At 63.7% G+C, this 14545-nt stretch carries 15 protein-coding genes and 1 riboswitch; of the genes, 11 read left to right on the plus strand and 4 right to left on the minus strand.

Going from position 1 to position 14545, the window contains the following annotated elements; all coding sequences use genetic code 11:
* Window positions 1-36: 36 nt before the first annotated feature.
* Genes BMX62_RS09770 through BMX62_RS09800 form a run of 7 tightly spaced genes read left to right on the plus strand, consistent with a single transcriptional unit; the run spans window position 37 to window position 4891 of the window.
* A complete protein-coding gene (locus tag BMX62_RS09770) occupies window positions 37-1554 on the plus strand; it encodes an RNA polymerase factor sigma-54 (protein WP_238375940.1) in 1518 nt (505 codons plus the stop codon).
* Between the two features lie 46 nt (window positions 1555-1600).
* Window positions 1601-1924 carry a ribosome hibernation-promoting factor, HPF/YfiA family gene (hpf, locus tag BMX62_RS09775; protein ID WP_090208077.1) on the plus strand — a complete coding sequence of 108 codons (324 nt, stop codon included), beginning with the start codon at window positions 1601-1603 and terminating at the stop codon, window positions 1922-1924.
* 7 nt (window positions 1925-1931) lie between these two features.
* Window positions 1932-2405: a PTS sugar transporter subunit IIA gene (locus tag BMX62_RS09780; protein WP_090208080.1), complete on the plus strand. Its 474-nt coding sequence runs from the start codon at window positions 1932-1934 to the stop codon at window positions 2403-2405.
* Window positions 2402-3343 carry an HPr(Ser) kinase/phosphatase gene (hprK, locus tag BMX62_RS09785; RefSeq protein WP_090208083.1) on the plus strand — a complete coding sequence of 314 codons (942 nt, stop codon included), beginning with the start codon at window positions 2402-2404 and terminating at the stop codon, window positions 3341-3343. The genes BMX62_RS09780 and hprK overlap by 4 nt, the downstream gene beginning before the upstream one ends.
* Window positions 3343-4203, plus strand: coding sequence for an RNase adapter RapZ (gene rapZ / locus BMX62_RS09790; RefSeq protein WP_090208086.1), 861 nt, complete (start codon window positions 3343-3345; stop codon window positions 4201-4203). Before hprK ends, rapZ begins: the two co-directional genes overlap by 1 nt.
* A gap of 23 nt (window positions 4204-4226) precedes the next feature.
* On the plus strand, window positions 4227-4622 hold the full coding sequence (locus BMX62_RS09795) for a PTS sugar transporter subunit IIA (RefSeq protein ID WP_090208089.1): 396 nt from the start codon (window positions 4227-4229) through the stop codon (window positions 4620-4622).
* Entirely contained in the window at window positions 4622-4891 is a 270-nt protein-coding gene (locus BMX62_RS09800) for an HPr family phosphocarrier protein (protein ID WP_090208092.1), read from the plus strand. The genes BMX62_RS09795 and BMX62_RS09800 overlap by 1 nt, the downstream gene beginning before the upstream one ends.
* Window positions 4892-4912: 21 nt before the next feature.
* Here the strand turns inward: BMX62_RS09800 and thiC are convergent, their stop codons facing one another.
* Together thiC and pap are read right to left on the minus strand one after the other, a co-directional pair.
* Window positions 4913-6802 (minus strand): phosphomethylpyrimidine synthase ThiC, encoded by a 1890-nt coding sequence (thiC, locus tag BMX62_RS09805; RefSeq protein ID WP_090208095.1) that lies wholly within the window; start codon window positions 6800-6802, stop codon window positions 4913-4915.
* Window positions 6803-6843: 41 nt separating this feature from the next.
* Window positions 6844-6942: riboswitch (TPP riboswitch) on the minus strand.
* 50 nt (window positions 6943-6992) lie between these two features.
* Window positions 6993-8498, minus strand: a complete 1506-nt coding sequence (pap, locus tag BMX62_RS09810; protein ID WP_090208183.1) for a polyphosphate:AMP phosphotransferase — start codon at window positions 8496-8498, stop codon at window positions 6993-6995.
* Between the two features lie 230 nt (window positions 8499-8728).
* On the opposite strand from pap, the gene BMX62_RS09815 reads away from it, so the two are divergent.
* The 4 genes from BMX62_RS09815 to BMX62_RS09830 all read left to right on the plus strand — a co-directional run bounded on the left by BMX62_RS09815 (window position 8729) and on the right by BMX62_RS09830 (window position 11745).
* Window positions 8729-9385, plus strand: a complete 657-nt coding sequence (locus tag BMX62_RS09815) for a protein-L-isoaspartate O-methyltransferase family protein (protein WP_090208098.1) — start codon at window positions 8729-8731, stop codon at window positions 9383-9385.
* Window positions 9386-9415: 30 nt separating this feature from the next.
* The gene (locus tag BMX62_RS09820) at window positions 9416-9739 is read left to right on the plus strand and encodes a rhodanese-like domain-containing protein (protein WP_090208101.1); all 324 of its coding nucleotides are present in this window, start codon (window positions 9416-9418) and stop codon (window positions 9737-9739) included.
* 103 nt (window positions 9740-9842) lie between these two features.
* Window positions 9843-11168 (plus strand): TolC family outer membrane protein, encoded by a 1326-nt coding sequence (locus tag BMX62_RS09825; RefSeq protein WP_090208104.1) that lies wholly within the window; start codon window positions 9843-9845, stop codon window positions 11166-11168.
* 4 nt (window positions 11169-11172) lie between these two features.
* Window positions 11173-11745, plus strand: coding sequence for a hydrolase (locus BMX62_RS09830; protein ID WP_090208107.1), 573 nt, complete (start codon window positions 11173-11175; stop codon window positions 11743-11745).
* A gap of 13 nt (window positions 11746-11758) precedes the next feature.
* Here the strand turns inward: BMX62_RS09830 and waaA are convergent, their stop codons facing one another.
* Complete coding sequence (gene waaA / locus BMX62_RS09835) at window positions 11759-13015, minus strand: lipid IV(A) 3-deoxy-D-manno-octulosonic acid transferase (RefSeq protein ID WP_090208109.1); 1257 nt, start codon at window positions 13013-13015, stop codon at window positions 11759-11761.
* 12 nt (window positions 13016-13027) lie between these two features.
* Window positions 13028-14452, minus strand: coding sequence for a bifunctional D-glycero-beta-D-manno-heptose-7-phosphate kinase/D-glycero-beta-D-manno-heptose 1-phosphate adenylyltransferase HldE (hldE, locus tag BMX62_RS09840; RefSeq protein ID WP_090208111.1), 1425 nt, complete (start codon window positions 14450-14452; stop codon window positions 13028-13030).
* Between the last annotated feature and the right edge of the window lie 93 nt (window positions 14453-14545).

The following is a 14545-nucleotide window of genomic DNA, read 5'->3' on the forward strand; positions in this document are numbered from 1 at the left end:
CCCCTGCCCGACGACCTTGGTGGCACACCGCACACTATGTTGAAACCTTCTGTCCAGCTCCGTCTCGGTCAGAGCCTCACCATGACGCCCCAGTTGCAACAGGCCATCCGCCTGCTGCAACTGTCCACGTTGGAGTTGCAGGCCCAGATTCAGGAGACCCTGGAAAGTAACCCGATGCTGGAAGCCGTGGAAGGTGCCGATACCGATGCCGATGTGGATATCGACACTGAGGCCCAGGTGAATTCCGGTCTGAACGAAACCGTTCAGCGGGAGGCTCTTGACGATGGTGGCCGCCAGGTGGCCGACCGGGATACGGACAATGCCCCGGAACCGACCCAGGACATCCCCGAAGAACTCCCCGTGGACAGCAACTGGGAAGACCTCTACGACATGCCCGCCACGGGGGGCGCGCCGGCGGACAGTGATGGCCGCGACCTGTTCGAGAACCAGAGCGCCCCCGGCGAGGATTTGCGCGCACACCTGCTGTGGCAGATTCACCTGTCCAGCATGACCGAGCGGGACCGGGTCATTGCCATGACGATCATTGATGCCATCAATGATGACGGCTACCTGCTGGAACCCATTGAACAGATTCATGCCGGGCTGGCCCAGGATCAGGAACTGGACCTGGAACTGGACGAAGTGGAAGCCGTGCTGCGTATGGTTCAGCATCTGGACCCGGCAGGGGTGGGAGCACGGGATCTGGCCGAATGTCTGCTGCTGCAACTGGAACCGCTGCCCCCCGAAACCCCCTGGCTACCCCAGGCCAGAGTCCTGGTCAGGGAGCATCTGGAAGCCCTGGGCAGCCGGGATCTCAAAGCCATTCAGCGCCGCCTGGGACTAAAAGATACCGAGTTGCAGGCGGTGATCGCCCTGATCCAGCGCCTTAATCCACGGCCAGGGGCACTGATCAGCACCAGCGCGCCTGAATACGTCATTCCCGATGTCTTTGTGCGCAAGCGGGATGGCCATTGGCAGGTGGAACTGAACCCGGATATTGCCCCCCGGTTGCGGGTCAATCCCCTCTATGCCAGTTTTGTACGACGGGCCGATACTAGTCAGGATAATGTCTATCTGCGCAACAGCCTGCAGGAAGCCCGCTGGTTCATCAAAAGCCTGCAGAGCCGTAGCGAAACCCTGCTGCGGGTGGGCACTGCCATCGTGGCTCACCAGCGTGGTTTCCTGGAGCAGGGAGACGAAGCCATGAAACCCCTGGTGCTGCGGGACATTGCCGAGCAACTGGAGATGCACGAATCCACCATTTCCAGGGTCACCACCCAAAAATACATGCATACCCCCCGGGGTGTGTACGAATTCAAGTATTTCTTCTCCAGTCATGTCGGGACAGCCGATGGCGGCGAATGCTCCGCCACCGCCATCCGTGCCATGATTCGCCGACTGATTGCCGAAGAACCTCAGAGCAAACCCCTGAGTGACAGCAAGATCGCCCAGATCCTGGTGGATCGGGGCATCCAGGTGGCGAGGCGTACTGTTGCCAAGTACCGCGAGGCCATGGCGATTCCGCCATCCAACGAACGCAAGCGCCTCGCCTGATTTTTCCAAGGCCTCACATTCACACCCTCAACCAAGGAGTTATCCCATGCAGATCAACCTCACCGGTCATCACGTGGACCTGACCGACGCTCTGCGCGATTATGTCAATGAAAAACTTCAGCGCCTGGAGCGTCACTTCGATAACGTCATTGACGTGCATGTGGTCCTGACCGTGGAGAAGCTGCAACAGAAGGCAGAAGCCAATATGCTGGTCAGCGGCAACACCATTTTTGCCGATGCGTCCCATACCGACATGTATGCCGCTATCGATGCCCTGGTGGACAAACTGGACCGTCAGGTGGTCAAGCATAAGGAAAAGCTCAAGGACCACCATCGGGGCGAAGGCTCACACCGCAACCATATCGGGTAAACCATCCATGAACATCGGTGATCTTCTCGCCCCGGAACGTGTCACTTGTCTGCCGGATGTGAGCAGCAAAAAGCGCGTTCTGGAAATGCTGGGAGAAATGCTGGCAAGTCATCTGCCCAGACTGACCCAGGGAGAGATCTTCGACAGCCTGCTGGCCAGGGAGCGTCTGGGCAGCACCGGTCTGGGGCATGGCGTGGCCATTCCCCATGGCCGGCTTGCTGGTGCTGATACCGCCTGCGCCGCCCTGATCAAGCTGGAACGGGGCGTGGACTACGATGCGCCCGACAGCGAACCGGTGGACATCCTGTTTGCCCTGGTGGTGCCTGCCGAATGTACCGACGAGCACCTGCAGATTCTGGCATTGCTGGCCCGCCTGTTTTCCGATCCAGAGACCCTGGCGCAACTGCGTAGCGCCAAGGGCGCCGAGGATCTGCTGGCTTTGGTGCATCAGTGGGACACCACTTCCCACCATCAGCCATGACCGGTGGTACCCTGACCGTCCATGATGTGGTCGAAGCGATGGAGGAACGCCTCGGCCTGAGCTGGGTGGCCGGTCGTCAAGGAGGGGGCCGCACCCTCACCCATCAGGCTCATGTCCAGGACAGCCCGGCCCTGGTGGGACATCTGAATGTCATCCATCCCAACCAGATTCAGGTGCTAGGGCCCGATGAGGTGCGCTATCTTTGGACCCTGCGCCAGAACTCCCAGCGGGATATCTTCGAACACCTGGTCAGCGGCACCTCCGCCATGCTGGTGGTGACCGATGGCCTCACCGCCCAGCCAGAACTCCAGAGCCTGGCGGATGAACGTGCTGTTCCCCTGCTGGTGTCCCCCCTGCAAAGCCATGAAGTCATCAACATCCTGCACTATTTTTTCAGCGACCGGCTGGCAGAAACCACCACCCTGCACGGTGTTTTCATGGAAGTGCTGGGCATCGGCGTCCTGCTCACCGGAGAGAGTGCCGTAGGCAAAAGCGAACTGGCACTGGAACTGATCACCCGTGGTCATCGCCTGATTGCCGATGATGCCCCGGAATTTGCCCGGATTGCCCCCGATATCCTGCGGGGTACCTGTCCGCCGGTACTGGAAAATTTTCTTGAAGTCCGTGGGTTGGGGGTGCTCAATATCCGCGCCATGTTTGGTGACAGCGCCATCAAGAGCAGCAAGTACCTGCGCCTGATCATTGACCTGAAGGATCAGGCAGAGCGACCCGCCTCGGATCTGGATCGCCTGCATGGTGACCACGCCACACGGACGGTCCTGGGCCTGCCGGTGCCCGTCATCACCCTGCCTGTGGCTTCGGGTCGCAATCTGGCGGTGATGGTGGAAGTGGCGGTGCGCAACCACCTGCTGCGTCTGCGGGGCTACTTTGCCGCTGACGACCTGGCTGCCCGCCAGCGACGCCAGATGTGTGCTTGATGAAGCTGATTATCGTCAGTGGCCTTTCCGGGTCAGGCAAAACCGTGGCGCTGCACGCCCTGGAGGATGCCGGCCATTACTGCATCGACAATCTGCATCTGGAACTGCTGCCTGCCGTGGTCAACCAACTGCGCCAGTCTCCCCATGCCGGCTATGGCGAGGCGGCAGTGGGCATTGATGCCCGCAGCGGCATCGAATCCCTCGATCAGTTCAGTCGCATCGTTGATGAAATCCGCGCCATGGGGGTGGAGTTGCAGATCATCTTCCTGTATGCCGAACTGGCCACTTTGCTGCGTCGTTTCAGCGAGACCCGCCGCCGGCATCCCCTGGCCCGTCAGGGTATCCCCCTGATGGAGGCCATCAATCTGGAACGGGATCTGCTGGCCGTCATTGCCAATCAGGCGGATCTGGCCATTGACACCACCCGTAGCAACGTCCATCAACTCAGCCAGTCCATCCGGGAACGGGTCCGCCAGGCTGGCCGACAGGGATTGTCCCTGCTGATCCAGTCCTTCGGCTTCAAATATGGCTCCCCGGTGGACTCGGATTTCGTGTTCGATGTACGCTGTCTGCCCAATCCACACTGGCAGCCAGGTCTGTCAGCCCTGACCGGCAAGGATCAGGCAGTGATCGATTTTCTGGAAAAACAGCCCATGGTCGCAGCCATGCAGACCACCTTGCGGGATTTCCTCCACACCTGGATTCCCCGGTTTGAGGCGGATAACCGCAGTTATCTGACGGTATCCATCGGCTGCACCGGAGGCCGCCACCGATCGGTTTATCTGACCGAGAGACTCGCCCGGCATTTCCATGAATACCATGGAGACGGCGTGACCGCCCGTCACCGGGAACTATCCTGAACCCAGCCCCCCGGGATACCTCCATGTCCGTCGGACTCCTGATCATCACCCATCATCAAATCGGCGAGGATCTACTGAGCACGGCTCGCTCCATGATGGGTTCCATTCCCCTGGAAACCCGCTGTCTGGCGGTTTCACTCTCTGGTGACCCGGATGTGTTACTGGATCAGGCGGTAGACCTCTATCAACATCTGAACCAGGGAGACGGGGTGCTGGTGCTCACGGACATGTACGGCTCCACCCCCAGCAACATTGCCAACCGCCTGCTGCAACAGCCCAAGGTGCAGGTCATCGCCGGTGTCAATCTGCCCATGCTGGTCCGGGTGCTCAATTACCCCAATCTGCGCCTGCATGAACTGGTCAACAAGGCCATCAGCGGCGGTCATGACGGTATCCTGCTCTGCGAGACCCACGGTTAATGCCCAGCCAAGCACTCACCATTATCAATCGGCTCGGCATGCATGCCCGGGCCGCCGCCAAATTTGTCAGTCTGGCCAGCAGCTTCGATGCCACCATTACGGTGGAAAAAGGGGGGCGGCGCGTCAACGGCAAAAGCATCATGGGGGTCATGATGCTGGCTGCCGGAAAAGGCAGCCAGGTGCAGTTAACCGCCGAGGGGGATGATGCCGAGGCCGCCCTCAAGGCTTTGGAGGGCTTGATCAACGACAAGTTTGGTGAGCCGGAATAATCCCCCAACGGGCCTAAGGGCCTAAACCTCCCGATAGACCCGGGCACCGCCCTTGACGAACTCCCGGGCCTTCTCCCGCATGCCCTGGTCCAGCCCCTCTTCCGCCGACACCCCCTGGCGGGCGGCGTATTCACGCACATCCTGAGTGATTTTCATGGAGCAGAAATGGGGGCCGCACATGGAGCAGAAATGGGCCACCTTGTGGGCCTCCTTGGGCAGGGTTTCGTCGTGAAATTCCCGCGCCCGCTCCGGGTCCAAGGACAGGTTGAACTGATCCTCCCAGCGGAACTCGAACCGGGCCTTGGACAGGGCATTGTCCCGCACCTGGGCACCGGGGAAGCCCTTGGCCAGATCCGCCGCGTGGGCGGCGATACGATAGGTGATGATGCCGTCGCGCACATCCGCCTTGTTGGGTAGCCCCAGATGCTCCTTGGGGGTCACGTAGCAGAGCATGGCGGTGCCGTACCAGCCGATGTTGGCCGCCCCGATGCCGGAGGTGATGTGGTCATAGGCGGGGGCGATGTCCGTCACCAGTGGCCCCAGGGTGTAGAAGGGGGCCTCGAAACAGTCCAGCAGTTCCTTGTCCACGTTCTCCTTCACCTTGTGCAGGGGCACATGGCCGGGGCCTTCGATCATCACCTGTACGTCGTGTTCCCAGGCCACCTGGGTCAGCTCGCCCAGAGTCTCCAGTTCGGCGAACTGGGCCGCGTCGTTGGCATCCGCCAGACTGCCGGGACGCAGGCCGTCTCCCAGGGAGAAGGCCACGTCATAGGCCTGCATGATCTCGCAGATCTCGCGGAAATGGGTGTAGAGGAAGTTTTCCTGATGATGGGCCAGACACCACTTGGCCATGATGGAACCGCCCCGGGAGACGATGCCGGTGAGCCGGTTGGCGGTCAGGGGCACATAGCGCAGCAGCACCCCGGCGTGGATGGTGAAGTAATCCACCCCCTGCTCCGCCTGCTCGATCAGGGTGTCCCGGAACAGTTCCCAGGTCAGTGCCTCCGCCTTGCCGTCCACCTTCTCCAGGGCCTGGTAGATGGGTACGGTGCCGATGGGCACCGGGCTGTTGCGCAGCACCCATTCCCGGGTCTCGTGGATATGCTTGCCGGTGGACAGGTCCATCAGGGTATCGCCGCCCCAGCGGCAGGACCACACCAGCTTCTCCACCTCTTCCTCGATGCTGGAGGTCAGGGAGGAATTGCCGATGTTGGTGTTGATCTTCACCCTAAAATTGCGCCCGATGATCATGGGCTCCAGTTCCGGATGGTTGATGTTGGCGGGAATCACCGCCCGACCGGCGGCCACTTCGTCACGGACGAATTCCGGCGTGATGAGATCCGGGATGTTCGCCCCCAGGGGCTGACCGGGATGCTGGCGCAGCAGGGCGGCGTAACGGGGATCCTCGCGCATTTCCCGCAGACGGCAGTTTTCCCGAATGGCCACGAACTCCATCTCCGGGGTCACGATCCCCCGGCGGGCGTAGTGCATCTGGGTGATGTTATGGCCGGACCGGGCGCGCCGGGGGGCGCGGATATGGGCAAAGCGCAGATGGGCCAGTTCCGGGTCTTCGGCGCGGGCCTGACCATACCGGGAACTGGGGCCGGACAACACCTCGGTATCCCCCCGCGCCTCGATCCAGGCCCCGCGCACGCTGGGCAGACCCTGCAGCAGATTGATCTTCACCTCCGGATCACTGTAGGGGCCGGAGGTGTCATAGACGGTGACGGGGGGATTGTGCTCAACCCCCTCCCCCATCCGGGTGGGGGCCAGGGTGATCTCCCGCATGGGCACCCGGATATCGGGGCGGGAGCCGGTCACATGGATCTTGCGGGAGCCGGGAAAGGGTCGGGTGATGGCTTCGGAGACCTGGGCGGTCTTGCGGACAAAATCCTGGGGGATGGCACTCATGCTGTCTACCTCGCGTGAAGGCGGGGGAGACGGAAGGCGCGGACGACCCTCCGAAGCTTCCCTCCGCCGGTATGATCCGGTTCAGGTTCCAAGGGTGTTTCTCAGCCCAGCCCTGTCGGCGGGCACCCCTAGCCTCGTGGCCGTCCAAGCTATAGCAGGCCGCTCAGGTTTGCAACCACAGCCACCCACATTAACCGGATGTGGACTGCCGCAACATGGCCTCCAGCCGCCGGCACACGGTTTCCAGCACCGTCACCCGGCCAAAACGCTTGTCGTTGGCGGCCACCAGGGTCCAGGGCGCAAATTCGGTGCTGGTACGGATCACCATTTCATTGACCGCCGCCTTGTAGGCTTCCCATTGCTGACGGTTGCGCCAGTCCTCGTCGGTGATCTTGTGCTGCTTGTAGGCCACCACCTCCCGCTGCTTGAACCGGGCCAGCTGCTCCTCCTCGCTGATGTGCAGCCAGAATTTCACCAGCACGATGCCGTGCTCGGTCAGTTGCTCCTCGAAATCGTTGATTTCGTGGTAGGCCCGGCGCCAGCAATCCTCGGTGGCAAACCCCTCCACCCGCTCCACCAGTACCCGCCCGTACCAGGAGCGGTCGAACAGGGCCATCCGGCCCCGGGGCGGCACGTGGCGCCAGAAGCGCCACAGGTAATGATGGGCCCGCTCCTCGTCGGTGGGGGCCGCCACCGCCACCACCCGGTACAGCCGGGCGTCGATGCCGGCGGTCAGGCGCCGGATCGCCCCGCCCTTGCCGGCGGCGTCCCAACCCTCGAACACCAGTACCGTGGCCACCCCCTGATCCTTGGCGCGCCAGGCCAGATCCCGCAGTCGGGCCTGGGCCTGGGACAGGCGTTCCTTGTAGGCGGCTTTTTCCAGGGTCTGGGTCAGATCCAGATGATCCAGCACGGTAATCCGGGCGCTGTCCTCCGGCGGCAGGCTGGGGGCATGGGACACCGTGACTGCCAGGGGCGGCGCCGAGGCGGGCGCCAGCCGCTCCCGAATGGCGTCCAGCAGGGTCCGGCCCACGGTCAGATCCCGATAGCGCCGGTCCGTGGCCTCGATGAGATACCAGGGCGCCAGACCGCTGTCGGTTTCCCGGATCACCCGTTCACCGGTGGTCACCAATCGCTGATACTGGGTGGCCTGCTCCTTGCCTCGGGGCAGCCGATACCAGCGGCTGGCCGGGTCCTTGAGGCGCTGCTTGAGGCGGGTTTTCTGTTCATCCCGGGTCAGATGAAACCAGAATTTCACAATCAACGCCCCGTCGGCAGCCAGCATGTTCTCGAAATCACGGATACGGCTCAGGGATTCGTGCAGCCGGGCCTCGTCCCACTCATCCCGGATATGCCGCCGGATGGGTTCTGAATACCAGGCACCGAAGAAGATGCCGATGCTCCCCCGCGCCGGCATGGCCTGCCAATAGCGCCACAGCCGGGGCCGGGCTTGCTGATCACTGGTGGCTTCCCAGAAGGCATGGGTCTCCACCCCCCGGGTATCCAGCCAGGCATTGAGGCGGTTGACCACCTCCCCCCTGCCCACACCATCCACCCCTTCGACGATCACAATCACTGCGGTGTCGGTATCCCGGAGTTGACGCTGGGCTTCCAGCAATTCGGCGCGCAGCTCGGGCACTGCGTCCTTGTAGGCTGCCTTGGACAGGCGGCGTCCCAGTTCGGCGGCTTCAAACATAAACTCTTCCTCCATGGGCCATGGCCCGGACTCACAAGCTTCCAGCATGCCACAGACGGCATCCGGGCAGCATCGCCGGGACCGTTTTTTTGCGCATTGCACAATATCATCAAGGACTTGCCGTAACATCAGTAAGCGCTTAATCTCTCAGCCTGCCGATCTGGCGACTGTCATGTGACAGCCGTTATCCCTCCCCGCCCTGAAGGACGGGGTTTATTGCGGAGGAACTGATGAACCTCAATCAAGCCCGATTCAACATGGTTGAACAGCAGGTCCGCCCCTGGGACGTACTGGCCCCCAAGGTACTGGATGTGATGGAAAACCTGCCCCGGGAGCGGTTTGTCCCCCCGGTTCACGGCAAACTGGCCTATGCAGATCTGGAAATTCCCCTGGGTCAGGGTGAGTTCATGCTGCGCCCCACCGTGGAAGGGCGATTGCTACAGGCACTGGACATTCAGCCTGAAGACAGCATCCTGGAAATTGGCACCGGATCGGGCTATCTAACGGCCTGTCTGGCCCGTCTGGGACAACAGGTGGACAGCATCGACATCCACGGTACGTTCACCCGTACAGCAGCAAAACATCTGCACAATACCGGGATTACCAATGTTCGGCTGGAAACCGGCAATGCCGCCGAAGGCTGTACCGGACAAAGGCCCCATTACGATGTGATCGCCGTCACTGCCTCCATGGCCCATTACCGGGATTGCTTTGAACGCCAGCTTAACCCCGGTGGGCGGTTATTTGTGGTGGTCGGGGAAGCGCCGGCGATGGAGGCCATGCTGGTGGTGCGTCAGGGGGAAAACGAGTTCATCCGCCATGTCCTGTTCGAGACCAGCCTCAAGCCCCTGAGGGGATTTGAACCCAGGCCCCGATTCGTCTTATGACGGGCATCCCACCGTTTCCAGGGTCCAGGCATGCAACACCTTTCCCCCCCACAGCTCAAGGCGTATCTGGATCAAACCAAAGACCCCGCCCCGTTGTTGATTGACGTGCGTGAACCCTGGGAATACGAGATTGCCCGTGTCCCGGGGTCGCGGCTGGTTCCCCTCGGACAGCTTCAGTCACTGGTGGAAGACATCCCCCCGGATCGGGAACTGGTGATGATCTGCCATCACGGCATCCGCAGCCGGCACGCGGGCATGCTGCTGGAGCGGCAGGGGTTCACCCGCATCATCAACCTCACCGGCGGCATTGATGCCTGGTCGCGCCAGGTGGATCCGGACCTGCCCTGTTACTGATCTCCCGGCCGGCTACCCTATGCATTTTTGCCTAGTTCCCGGTAGGATGGCCGGGATTCACCATGGACTATTTTCTTCTTGCCCGCCCGGGCCGGAGACACTGATGATCCGTTTTCCCAAAACCCTGCTGGCTGCCGCCTTCGTCGGACTCACCCTGGCAACCGCACCCGTTCAGGCCACTGATCTCATGGAGATCTATCGCACGGCCCTGGAGCGTGACGCACAGCTGCGCGCCGCCGAGGCCCAGTTCCGGGCCACCCTGGAACAGCGGCCTCAGGCAAGGTCGCTCCTGCTGCCCCAGATCGAGGGTTCGGCGGGCCACGCCTACACGGACACGAACCGGGGGGGCGCCTCGTTCGATTACCGCGCCACCAGCTTCGAGCTGTCCCTTAACCAGAACCTCTATGATCACCGCAACTACGTGGCCCTGCGCCAGGCAGACCTGGGCATCGCCCAGGCCACGGCGGTGCGTGACGCCGCCCGACAGGATCTGATCCTGCGGGTGGCGGAAGCCTATTTTGGTGTACTGGCGGCCCAGGATAATCTTTCCTTTGCCCAGGCGGAAAAAGACGCCATTGGTCGTCAGTTGGAGCAGGCGGAACGCCGCTTCGAGGTGGGCCTGATCGCCATCACCGATGTCAAGGAAGCCAAGGCTCAATATGATCTGGCCGTGGCCGAGGAAATCGCCGCCCTCAACCGACTGGATCTGGCCGGCGAGGCACTGATGGTGATCACCGGCCAGTTCCATGAAGACCTGGCCCTGCTGTCGGATCGCATGCGTCTGGTCTCGCCGGAGCCGGGCCACATGGATGCATGGGTACACAGTGCCCTGGAGGCCAACCTGGCCCTGATCGCCCGTCGCTTTGGCACCGAGGTGGCCGCCGAGGAGATCAAGCGTCAGCGGGCCGGTCATTACCCCACCCTGGGTCTCTCGGCCAGCTATACCGACCGGGATTTTCACAATGCCCCCGGCGGACAGATGGCCAGCAATTTCCTCGACAGCCGGGACACCCAGGTGGGCATCCAGCTGCGCGTCCCCGTCTACACCGGTGGTCGCACCACCGCCCTCACCCGGGAGGCCCGGGAGAGCTTTGATGCCGCCCGGGAGGAACTGGAACTGACCGAGCGCCAGACCGTGCGCCAGGCCCGCAGCGCCTTCCTGTCGGTGAATGCCGGCATCTCCCGGGTCAATGCCCTGGCCCAGGCCCTGGAATCCACCCGCGCCTCCTTCGAAGCCGCCGAAGCCGGCTTCGAGGTGGGCACCCGCACCGCCGTGGACGTGCTGCTGGAACTGCGCCAGGTATTCCGGGCCGAGCGGGACTACGCCGAGGCCCGTTACGCCTATCTGCTGGACACCCTGCGCCTGAAACAGGCCGCGGGCACCCTGGGCGAGGATGACCTGCTTGCCATCAATACCTGGCTGGACTGATAACATGGACCTGAACCCTCCCTCCCTCCTGTGCAGTGCCGAACACAGCCAGCTTCTGGTGGTGGACATCCAGACAAAACTGGCCGTGGCCATGGACGCCGACACCCGCCTTGAGGTTTATCGACGGGCCGGCAGCCTGGCCCAGGGGGCCGGTGTGCTGGGTATCCCGGTGACGGTAACCGAACAGTATCCACGGGGCATCGGGCACACCGCCGGTGAAATCCAGGGCATGCTGCCGGAGGCGGTTCAGGTGCTGGAGAAGACCACTTTTTCCTGTTGCCGCGACGCGGGCATCATGGACGCCGTGAAACGCGCCGAGCGGCCCCAGGTGGTGATCTGCGGCATGGAGTCCCATGTCTGCGTGCTGCAGACCGCCCTGCTGCTGGTGGAGGCCGGATTTCAGGTCTTCGTAGTGGAGGATGCCGTCTGCTCCAGAGACCCACGCAACAAGGCCAATGCTTTGGCTCGTATGGCCAGGGCCGGGGTGATCATCACCAATTTTGAATCGGTGCTGTTTGAATGGCTGGCAGACTCCCGCCATCCAAAGTTCAAGACCATCCTGAATCTGATCCGTTAAGCCGAGCCGGCCTTCAAGAGGCCTGTTCCACCCAGTCCAGCACCCGCTCCACCGCACCCCGGTTTTCATCCAGCACCCGTCGGGCCGCCGTTGTCATGGCACGGCGGGCCGACGGGTCCGCCCACAGGGCCGACACCGCCTCCGCCAGCCCACCGGCGTCCGCCACCCGGCACACCCCCCCGGCCTGCTCCAGGGCCTGGTAGACCTCGGTGAAATTGAATACCCGCGGACCGGTCACCACCGCTACCCCATGGGCGGCCGGCTCCAACGGGTTATGCCCGCCGGTGGGCACCAGACTACCCCCCACGAAGGCCACCGAAGCCACTCCGTAGAGCCCCAGCAACTCCCCCATGGTATCCCCCAGCCACACGGCATCCCCGACCCTGGGCGGCTGACCGGCACTACGACGCATCACGGTGAAGCCCTGCATCCGGCACAGGGCCGCCACGGCCTCGAAACGCTCCGGATGGCGGGGCACCAGGATCAGCAGGGCCTGGGGCCACCGGGACAACAGGGACCGATGCGCCGCCAGCACCGGCTCATCCTCCCCCGGATGGGTGCTGGCGGCGATCCACACCGGCCGCTCGCCCACCTGCGCGCGCAACGTCGCCGCAGCCCGGATCAGGTCATCGGACAGGGTCAGGTCATACTTGATGTTGCCGCTCACCCGCACCTGATCGGGCCGGGCACCCAGGGCCAGAAAACGGCGGGCATCCTCCTCCCCTCGGGCCGCGATCCCGGACACCCGAGCCAGGGTCTGCCGGACCAGGGGCCGGATGCGGGCATAGCCCCGGGCAGAACGGGCCGACAGGCGGGCATTGACCACCATCACCGGGATGCCCCGGCGGGCACAGGCCCGATACAGATTGGGCCACAGCTCGGTCTCCATGACCAGCAGCCGCTCGGGACGCACCCGTGCCAGAAAGCGGGCCACCCCATCGGGCAGGTCATAGGGCAGATAACAGTGTTCCACCGAATTCCCGAAACGACGGATCACCTCGGCGGAACCGGTGGGGGTGGTGGTGGTGATCAGGATGGCATGCCCGGGGAACCGCCGCCGCAGCCCCGCCACCAGGGCCGCGGCGGCCGCCACCTCCCCCACCGAGACCGCATGCACCCAGAGCCGGGGCCGCGCCGGCAAGCGGGGCGACCAGCCCAGGCGCTCCCCCCAGCGGTGACGATAATCCGGATTGGCGCGGCTGCGCAGGAGCAGCCGCGCCAGCACCAGCGGCGTGATGAGATAGAGGATCAGGGAATAGAGTACGCGCATGCCAGAGGGTCGTCAGGTGCCCCGGATCCGGTCGATGACCCGGGTGGTGGACACCCCATCCAGGAACGGCAGCACTTCCACCCGGCCGCCCAGGGCACGGACATGGTCACCGCCCACGATCTCCTCGGGCCGGTAGTCCCCGCCCTTCACCAGCACGTCCGGCGACACGGCCCGGATCAGACGCTCCGGCGTATCCTCCCGGAACGGCACCACCCAGTCCACCGAGGCCAGTCCCGCCAGCACCGCCATGCGTCGATCCATACCGTTCACCGGCCGCCCATGGCCCTTGAGACGGCGCACAGAGGCGTCATCATTCACCGCCACGATGAGGCGATCCCCCAGACGCCGGGCCTGTTCCAGATAGGCCACATGCCCCGCATGGAGGATGTCGAAGCACCCGTTGGTCATCACCACCCGCTCCCCCTGGGCCCGGGCCTCCTGCACCGCCAGCAGCAGGTCCGCCTCCGACAGCAGGCTGCTCCAGCCGCCCTGATGCCCCCTGACCGCCGCCCGCAGTTCCGCCGGGGTCACGCAGCCGGTGCCCAGCTTGCCCACCACGATGCCCGCCGCCAGATTGGCCAGGGCCGCCGCCTGGGCCAGATCCTGTCCGGCCCCCAGGGCCGCCGCGATCACCGCGATCACCGTATCCCCCGCCCCGGTCACGTCATAGACCTCCCGGGCGCGGGTGGGCAGGTGCAAAGGGTCCCGTCCCGCCCGCAGCAGCAGCATGCCCCGCTCGCTCAGGGTGATGAGCAGGGCCTCCAGATCCAGGTCCGTCCGCAACCGTTCACCCCGACTGACCAGCAGATCGTCACGGGGACAAGGCCCCACCACGGCCTCGAACTCGGCCAGGTTGGGGGTGAGCAGGGTGGCGCCCCGGTAGCGCTCGAAATCACGCCCCTTGGGATCCACCAGCACCGGCACCCGGGCCTCCCGGGCCGCGCGGATCATGGGCGCCACCTGGGTCAGGGTCCCCTTGCCGTAATCGGACAGCACCACCACCGCCTGCCCGTCCAGATGCCCCGCCAGACGATCCGGCAGGGAGGCGGTATCCGCGGCCCCCAGGGGCTGTTCGAAATCCAGGCGCAACAACTGCTGATGGCGGCTTAAGACCCGCAGCTTGGTGATGGTGGTCAACCGGGACGAGCGGACAAAATCACAGCGCACCTGGGCCTGGGCCAGGAGTCTTTCCAGGGCATGGCCGGCCTCGTCCTCGCCCACAATGCCCAGCAGCCGGGTCTGCACCCCCAGTCGGGCCAGGTTGACGGCCACGTTAGCCGCCCCGCCGGGACGTTCCTCGACCTCGTTCACATGAACCACGGGCACCGGGGCCTCGGGGGAGATGCGGGCGGTGGCCCCGGACCAGTAGCGATCCAGCATGAGATCACCCACCACCATGATCCGGGTCTGTTCAAAGGCGGGCATGTGCAGATTCACGGCTTGACGACCTTGCAGAGGAAACCGGAGAGGGATCTTACCATGGGGCGCTCCATCGCCCTGCGGACACGGACCCATTTGCTACAATCCGCG

Origin of the sequence: Ectothiorhodospira magna, from assembly GCF_900110965.1 — a bacterium.
Taxonomy (GTDB): Bacteria; Pseudomonadota; Gammaproteobacteria; order Ectothiorhodospirales; family Ectothiorhodospiraceae; genus Ectothiorhodospira; species Ectothiorhodospira magna.

Excerpts from the sequence above, each read along its gene's own strand:
- BMX62_RS09770 (WP_238375940.1), top strand. The coding sequence starts at position 37 with ATGTTGAAACCTTCTGTCCAGCTCCGTCTCGGTCAGAGCCTCACCATG.
- hpf (WP_090208077.1), top strand. The coding sequence starts at position 1,601 with ATGCAGATCAACCTCACCGGTCATCACGTGGACCTGACCGACGCTCTG.
- BMX62_RS09780 (WP_090208080.1), top strand. The coding sequence starts at position 1,932 with ATGAACATCGGTGATCTTCTCGCCCCGGAACGTGTCACTTGTCTGCCG.
- hprK (WP_090208083.1), top strand. The coding sequence starts at position 2,402 with ATGACCGGTGGTACCCTGACCGTCCATGATGTGGTCGAAGCGATGGAG.
- rapZ (WP_090208086.1), top strand. The coding sequence starts at position 3,343 with ATGAAGCTGATTATCGTCAGTGGCCTTTCCGGGTCAGGCAAAACCGTG.
- BMX62_RS09795 (WP_090208089.1), top strand. The coding sequence starts at position 4,227 with ATGTCCGTCGGACTCCTGATCATCACCCATCATCAAATCGGCGAGGAT.
- BMX62_RS09800 (WP_090208092.1), top strand. The coding sequence starts at position 4,622 with ATGCCCAGCCAAGCACTCACCATTATCAATCGGCTCGGCATGCATGCC.
- thiC (WP_090208095.1), bottom strand. The coding sequence starts at position 6,802 with ATGAGTGCCATCCCCCAGGATTTTGTCCGCAAGACCGCCCAGGTCTCC.
- pap (WP_090208183.1), bottom strand. The coding sequence starts at position 8,498 with ATGTTTGAAGCCGCCGAACTGGGACGCCGCCTGTCCAAGGCAGCCTAC.
- BMX62_RS09815 (WP_090208098.1), top strand. The coding sequence starts at position 8,729 with ATGAACCTCAATCAAGCCCGATTCAACATGGTTGAACAGCAGGTCCGC.
- BMX62_RS09820 (WP_090208101.1), top strand. The coding sequence starts at position 9,416 with ATGCAACACCTTTCCCCCCCACAGCTCAAGGCGTATCTGGATCAAACC.
- BMX62_RS09825 (WP_090208104.1), top strand. The coding sequence starts at position 9,843 with ATGATCCGTTTTCCCAAAACCCTGCTGGCTGCCGCCTTCGTCGGACTC.
- BMX62_RS09830 (WP_090208107.1), top strand. The coding sequence starts at position 11,173 with ATGGACCTGAACCCTCCCTCCCTCCTGTGCAGTGCCGAACACAGCCAG.
- waaA (WP_090208109.1), bottom strand. The coding sequence starts at position 13,015 with ATGCGCGTACTCTATTCCCTGATCCTCTATCTCATCACGCCGCTGGTG.